Raw genomic sequence first — 7,107 nt, 5'->3', positions numbered from 1 at the left:
GCGGCGGCCACCTCGGCCCCGGTCAGGGTGCCCTTGAACTTGTCGGAGGCGATGACGATCTTCATCCCGCGGCCCGCCTTTCCCTCATGGTCCTGCTGACGTTGTTGTTCTTGGCCCATCCCCGGCGCCGGTGGGGTCCGGGGATGGGTGTGGCCCGCCGGGTGGCGGGCCGTGCCGCCAAGGCGCGCAAGGCGTGCGGCGGATCACAGTTTCCTGTATCCATTGTGCACGCTTTGCGCACCTCGGGGTGTTCCGGTTGGGTGAGTGTGACGACTGACCCTAGCCGAGTACTGCGGTCCGCTCGCTCAGCGGCACCAGGGCGGTCGGCGCGTCCCCGGCCTCAAGGGCCAGGTCCTCGAACTCGTTGACCGCGTCGAGCCCGGCGCCCATGGAGATGTTGGTGACCCGTTCCAGGATGACCTCCACGACCACCGGCACCTGGTGCTCGTCGGCCAGGCGGTTCGCCTCGGCGAAGCCGGCGGCCAGCTGGGAGGGGTCCTCCACGCGCACGGCCTTGCAGCCCAGGCCCTCGGCGACCTTCACGTGGTCCACGCCGTAGCCGTTCATCTCCGGGGAGTTGATGTTCTCAAAGGCCAGGGAGACGTGGTAGTCCATCTCGAAGCCGCGCTGGGACTGGCGGATCAGGCCCAGGTAGGAGTTGTTGACCACCACGTGCACGTAGGGCAGCTTGAACTGCGCGCCCACGGCCAGTTCCTCGATCATGAACTGGAAGTCGTAGTCCCCGGAGAGGGCCACGACCTTCTCGCCCGGCTTGCCGCGCACCACGCCCAGCGCCGCCGGCCCGGTCCAGCCCAGCGGGCCGGCCTGTCCGGCGTTGATCCACTTGCGCGGGCCGAACACGTGCAGCATCTGCGCGCCGGCGATCTGGCTCAGGCCGATGGTGGACACGTAGGTGGTGTCCTGGCCGAAGGCGGCGTTCATCTCCTGGTAGACGCGCTGCGGCTTGATCGGGATGTTCTCGAAGTTGGTCTTGCGGTGCCCGGTGCCCTTGCGCTCGGTGCACTCGGCCGACCACTGGGAGTAGTCAGGCACCCGGCCGGCGGCCTTGCGCTCGCGCACCACCTCAAGGATGGCCTCAAGCGCGGCCCCGGCGTCGGAGGTGATCCCCAGGTCCGGGGAGAACACGCGCCCGATCTGGGTCGGCTCGATGTCCACGTGCACGAACTTGCGTCCGGCGCGGTAGGTGGCCAGGTCCCCGGTATGGCGGTTGGCCCAGCGGTTGCCAATGCCCAGCACGAAGTCGGAGGCCAGGAACGTGTCGTTGCCGTACTTGGTGTGGGTCTGGATCCCGACCATGCCCGACTGCAGGCGGTGGTCGTCCGGGATCGCGCCCCAGCCCATCAGGGTCGGGGAGACCGGGATGTCCAGTTCCTCGGCCAGCTGAACCAGCGCGGCGCTGGCGTTCGCGTTGATCACCCCGCCGCCGGCGATGATGATCGGGCGCTCATGGCCGGTGAGCAGGTCCACGACCTTCTCCGCCTGGGCGCGGGACATCTGCGGGTTCTGCACCGGCAGCGGCTCGTAGGCGTCGATGTCGAAGTCGATCTCGGCCATCTGCACGTTGATCGGCAGGTCGATCAGCGCCGGGCCGGGACGGTTCGAGCGCATGATCTGGAAGGCCTTGGCGAAGGTGCCCGGCACCAGGCCCGGCTCCAGCACGGTCACCGCGTACTTGGTGACCGGCTTGGCGATGGACTCGATGTCCACGGCCTGGAAGTCCTCCTTGTGCAGCACGTTGGTCGGCGCCTGGCCGGTGATGCACAGCATCGGGATGGAGTCGGCGATCGCGGCGTACAGCCCGGTGATCATGTCGGTGCCGGCCGGGCCGGAGGTGCCCAGGCACAGCCCGATCTTGCCGGTAGCCCGCGAGTAGCCGTCCGCGGCGTGGCTGGCGCCCTCCACGTGGCGGTGCAGGGTGTGGCGGATCCCGCCATGGTCCTTCATGGCCGAGTACAGCGGGTTGATCGCGGCCCCGGGCAGGCCGAACGCCTCGGTGGCGCCTTCCTTCTCCAGGATCTGCACGATGGCATCTACGGTGCGCATCTTAGGCATGGGAATCACACTTCCTTGCTGGTCCGGCCGCTGGCCGGGGTCTTTCGAGAAAAGTTTGGATCCAGCCGGCGTTGGTCCGGCTGGGGTGGATAGACCTGCGACGGGACCCGCGGCTGGCACCACACGGAGCAATCACGTGGTCCTTTGCGTGGGGTCCTCGGCTCATCACACCGGCCATCCTGGCTTCCATGAGCACGTGGGGGCCCGGGCAGTCGAAGACTTCGAGCTTCGGGACGATCTGTCAGGGAATCACTGATGTCGCTTCGACCCGGGCGCCCCTGGAGCAGGACGGCTGCGGATCCCAGGACCGCTGCGTGCGGTCTGCGGATCCCGTCACAGGAATCTTTGGGCCGGGCCGGTGTTCCCGGCCCGGGTGCCTACTCGGACTTGCCCGACAGGCGCTGTACGCCGCGGAAGAGTCCGGAGTGGTCCAGCGAGCCGTCGCCGCTGGCCACGGTGGAGCTGACCAGCTGGGCCACCAGGGCGCCCAGCGGCAGGATGACCCCGGCCTCGCGGGCGGCGGAGGTGACGATGCCCATGTCCTTGTTGTGCAGCGCCAGGCGGAAGCCCGGGCCGAATTCGCGGTCCAGGATCTTCTGGCCCTTCTGGTCCAGCACCTTCGAGCCGGCCAGCCCGCCGCCGAGCACCTGCAGCGCCGAGTCGGTGTCCACGCCGTAGGCCTCCAGGAAGACCACGGCCTCGGACAGCGCCTGGATGTTGGAGGCGACGATCAGCTGGTTCGCGGCCTTCACGGTCTGCCCGGAGCCCGAGGGGCCGACCAGCACGATGGTCTTGCCCACGGCCTCCAGCACGTCCTTGGCCTCGGAGAAGTCCGCCGGCTCGCCGCCGACCATGATGGACAGCACCCCGTCGATCGCGCCCTGCTCGCCGCCGGAGACCGGGGCATCCAGCGGGCGCAACCCGGCTTCGCGGGCGGCGTCGGACAGGCGCACGGCCACGTCCGGGCGGATCGAGGAGTTGTCGATCCACAGGGCGCCGGACTTCGCGTTGGCGAAGACGCCGTCCTCGCCGGTGACCACGGCTTCCACGTCCGGGGAGTCCGGCACCATGGTGATCACCACGTCGGCGTCCTTGACCGCCTCGGCGATGGTCTTGGCCGCGGCGCCGCCGGCGGCGGCCAGTTCCTCGGCCTTGGCGGCGCTGCGGTTGTAGCCGGTGACCTTGAAGCCGGCGTTGACCAGGTTCTTGGCCATGGGCAGGCCCATGATGCCCAGTCCGATGAAGGCGATGTTCTTGCTCATTTGTCCTGTTCTTTCAAAGCTGTCGAAGGCGGTGCCGGCGGGGCCGGCCTCGTGCGGGAGGTGCGCTAGGCGGAGGTGCTGGCGGTTTCCAGCCAGTTGAACGCGGTCTCGCGCTCCTGCTTGTACTCCAGGGCGACCTTGCCGGTGTAGCCCAGTTCGCGGGAACGGTCGATCCAGTCGAACAGCGGCAGGTTGCCGGTGCCCGGTGCGCCGCGGCCCGGGTTGTCCGCGATCTGGATGTGGCCGAAGTCCTTGGCGTGCTGCTCGATTACCGCGGCGACGTCATCGCCGTTCACGGCCAGGTGGTAGAAGTCGGCCAGCAGGGCGATGTTCTGGTTGCCGGCGGCCTTGACCTTGTTGATGACCTCCAGCGCGTCGGCGGCGGTCTTGAGCGGGTAGGCCGCGGTGCCGGAGACCGGCTCGATCAGCACGGTGCCGCCGATGCGGGCCACGCCCTCGGTGGCGGCGAGAAGGTTCTTCAGGCCCAGCTCGTCCTGCTCGGCCGGGGTGTATTCCTCCTGGCGGTTGCCGTAGAGCGCGTTGAAGGCCTTGCAGCCGGTGGCCTCGCCGATCGCGGCGACCACTTCCACGTTCGCCTTGAACTCGGAGCAGCGGCCCTTCCAGGACACCAGCCCGCGGTCGCCGCCGGGCATGTCACCGGCGTAGAAGTTCAGTCCGTCCAGCTGCACGCCGGCGTCCTTGAGGGAGGCGACGAACTTATCCACGTCCTTGTCGCCGGGCACGGCCTCGGCGAACGGCCACCAGAATTCCACGCTGTCGAAGCCTGCGGCCTTGGCGGCGGCTGCGCGTTCCAGGATCGGCAGTTCGGTCAGCAAGATCGAGCAGTTCAGTGTGTAGGACACGTCGTTCCCTCCTTGAAGTCTTTCCATAATTTCAACATGTGGAAACTATGTTTTGGTTTATGGAAACTTTATGGCGAGATCTAGGTCACTGTCAAGGGGGTTGCGTAACGCGGCGCACATCTGGGGGCGGGGCCGGGAAATTTGGTGGCGAACCCGCCGGCGACCGGTCAAGGACAGGGCGAACGGCGGCTTGCCTTGAGGTATGCGGCCCATGAAGCCCGCCGGATCATGCGGCAGCGGGACGGTCATCACCCGCACTGCGAGCACCACGACGCCCCTTCACCCGCCCTGTGGCATTGCGGAGTATTTTTCCGCATCGCAGAAGGCAGACACTCCGCCTGACGGAAAACCAGTGGTCATTAGTTATCGGCATCCGGAGAAATGCGCCCCGTGGGACGTTGCGGTACCCCGCTGCTGTCCAGGGTGGGGACCGCGGCGATATTCAGGCGATCCTGTCCGGAGGCATGGAGCCATACCGGAACTGTGGACTACCACCGCAGCAAGGTTGAAGCCGGCCGCATGCCGCCCTCACCGCCGAGCCGCGCTCAGGCCAACCAGCGCTGGGCTTGGTCCGACGCCGCCGGGCTGCCGCCCTCGGGGCGCAGCACCGGCAGCACCCCGGGCGGCACCGGCTGGTGGCCGTGGGTGCGCTGCAGGGCTGCGGCCACCACGTCGTACACCGAATGCCGCTGTGCGTACGCCTGGCGCTGGAAATGGGCGCCGCTGCCGTGGCGCAGGATCCCCTGCACCACCTGGCGCACCGGATCCAGCTCACCGAGCTCCTCCAGCACCGGGCGCACCGCGCGCAGCAGCCCGGCCACCACCTCGGCGGCCGGGGACGGCGCGCCGCTGGCCGGGTCGACCAGCGCACCGCCCACCCCTGCCCGGCTGGCCTGAAAGCTCCACAGCCGCAGTTCGGCGGCCGGAACCTGCACCGGCGGCCGCTGAGTGTCGCGGGCCGCGGTTTCCACCAGGGCGCGCACCAGGGTGGCGATCACCGCCGCGTGTGCCGGGTCAAGGCAGACGTCGGTGATGCGCACCTCCACGGTGGGCTGGTGCTCGCACACCCGCACGTCGAAGTACAGCATCCCGGCATCCAGCGGCACCCCGGTCCTCAGCAGCGCCTGCTGGTGGCGTTCATAGCCCTGCACGGAGCCGAACACCTCGCTGGGCCCGGAGGTGGGCCAGCGCGACCACACCTGGTAGCGGTAGGAGCCGTACCCCGAGTCCTGGCCCGCCCAGAACGGGGAGTTCGCGCTCAGCGCCAGCAGGGTGGGCAGCCAGATGCGGATCCGGTCCACCGCCGCCACGGCCTCCTCGGGCGAATCGACCTCCACGTGCACGTGGAAGCCGTTGGTCAGCTGCTCATCGGCGGTGATGCCGAACAATTTCTCCATCTTGCGGAAACGGGGCTTGGGCACAAGGTGGGAGACCAGGCGTTGCGGCGGCAACGGCAGCGCCACCACCTGCCCGCGCACATTCGCGGCGGCGCTGGCCGCCAGGGCGCGTCCGGTGCGGATCGCCTCCAGCTGCCCGGCCAGGCTCGTCTGCGGCGGACACACGATCTCCAGCTGTTCCTGCTTCAGCTCGACGGTCAACTGGTGTCCCGTCGCGGTCGTGCCGTGCGCCGAGGCCACGGCCTGCTCGGCCGCCGCCAGCGGCTCCAGCGTGAGCCCGTCGACCAGCAGCAGTTCTTCCTCCACACCAAATGTGCGCATCAGCCGACCCTCCCCGTCTTGCTTGACGATGCCGCCCGGCTTCCCGCGCCGTGCGGATCCGAACCGTCCGGAAGGCCATGGCTTTGGCCTGCCGCGTCCTTGGCCGGCAACCGGCACGACCAGCAGGAGACCTGATGGCATCTTGGTGCAGTGAACACTATTAGCGGCCCCGCCATCCGTGGGGTTTTCCCCAAAAGTCTCAGGTCATATCCAGCCGACTGGCCTTGCGCATCGAGCACCGCCTGCCGCTGAAGGAGGCCTTCCCCGCTGCCGGAAGGGCGCGTGAAGAACGTCCTCCCACGGCTTTCCCCATCTGGTTGTGGTCGGGGTCATAGTGTCGGTGGTGGTTGGGATGATGGGGTATGGGCAGAAAAGAGATCTTCGATTCCGGGGATGACGTCCACCGGTTGCCGATCCTGCCCAGCGGTTTTCGGGACCACTGGGGCATCGACGGGGTGCTGCATGCCGGGATCGATTACAAGATTGCGTGCCAGCCCCTGTCTTCGGCCGTGACCGATGAGTTGCTGGCGTCCGCGCCGGGGTCCCCGGGTGAGGTGTTGGAGCGGTTGGGAACGGTGGGGCGGCTGCGTTCGATGCTCGATGCCGTTGAGGCGGTGTTGCTGGCCGAGGGGCTGGAGTTGTCGTATTTGCAGGACCGGCAGAAGGGCATCACTGATCCGCTGCAGTTGGCCAGTATCCAGAAGTATGGGGTGAAGCCGGGCTCGGAGCAGGTGATCCGGCAGAATTTCGTGGCCGAGGCGTCCTTGGCCACCCGCACCACCGAGTACTCGACCAATGCCCGCCTGTTGGTGGCCGAGGGGTTGCGTCAGTTGTGTCCGCGCACCTTGGAGGCGTTGCTGCAGGGGCAGATCACTACCCGCAGCGCGATCACGGTGATTCGTTCCAGTCAGGATCTGCAGCCGGAGCAGGTGGGGCAGTTGGAGCAGAACCTGTTGCCGGTGGCCCGGCGGGATACTGATGCTCAGGTGAGTAAGCGGGCGAAGAAGCTGCGCACCCAGATGCTGCCCGAGGCCGCGGCCACCCGGCGTGAACGTCGGGTGGAGGAGCGCTATGTGCGGTGGTGGGCCGAGCCTGATGGGATGGCCGCGTTGCAGGCGTGCCTGCCGGCGGAGGACATCATGGCGATCATGAAGAACATCACCGCGCACGCCAATGAGCACCGGGAGCCGG

General features: G+C 68.1%; 5 protein-coding genes. 1 reads left to right on the top strand and 4 read right to left on the bottom strand.

Annotation, left to right across the window (positions count from 1 at the left end):
• Positions 1-279: 279 nt before the first annotated feature.
• The 4 genes from gcl to RCJ92_RS14310 form a co-directional block, all read right to left on the bottom strand.
• A complete protein-coding gene (gene gcl / locus RCJ92_RS14325; RefSeq protein WP_138176334.1) occupies positions 280-2,073 on the bottom strand; it encodes a glyoxylate carboligase in 1,794 nt (597 codons plus the stop codon).
• 377 nt (positions 2,074-2,450) lie between these two features.
• On the bottom strand, positions 2,451-3,335 hold the full coding sequence (locus RCJ92_RS14320) for a 2-hydroxy-3-oxopropionate reductase (protein WP_446754911.1): 885 nt from the start codon (positions 3,333-3,335) through the stop codon (positions 2,451-2,453).
• A gap of 65 nt (positions 3,336-3,400) precedes the next feature.
• Positions 3,401-4,198 (bottom strand): hydroxypyruvate isomerase family protein, encoded by a 798-nt coding sequence (locus RCJ92_RS14315; protein WP_054821817.1) that lies wholly within the window; start codon positions 4,196-4,198, stop codon positions 3,401-3,403.
• 545 nt (positions 4,199-4,743) lie between these two features.
• Positions 4,744-5,916 (bottom strand): glutamate--cysteine ligase, encoded by a 1,173-nt coding sequence (locus tag RCJ92_RS14310; RefSeq protein WP_446754910.1) that lies wholly within the window; start codon positions 5,914-5,916, stop codon positions 4,744-4,746.
• 362 nt (positions 5,917-6,278) lie between these two features.
• On the opposite strand from RCJ92_RS14310, the gene RCJ92_RS14305 reads away from it, so the two are divergent.
• The coding region (locus tag RCJ92_RS14305; RefSeq protein WP_446754909.1) for a DUF222 domain-containing protein at positions 6,279-7,107 on the top strand (829 nt) is incomplete at its 3' end.

This window comes from Glutamicibacter sp. BSL13 (assembly GCF_052928425.1).
The sequence above is the reverse complement of the archived record's forward strand: the minus strand, read 5'-3'. Positions and strand labels throughout refer to the sequence as shown.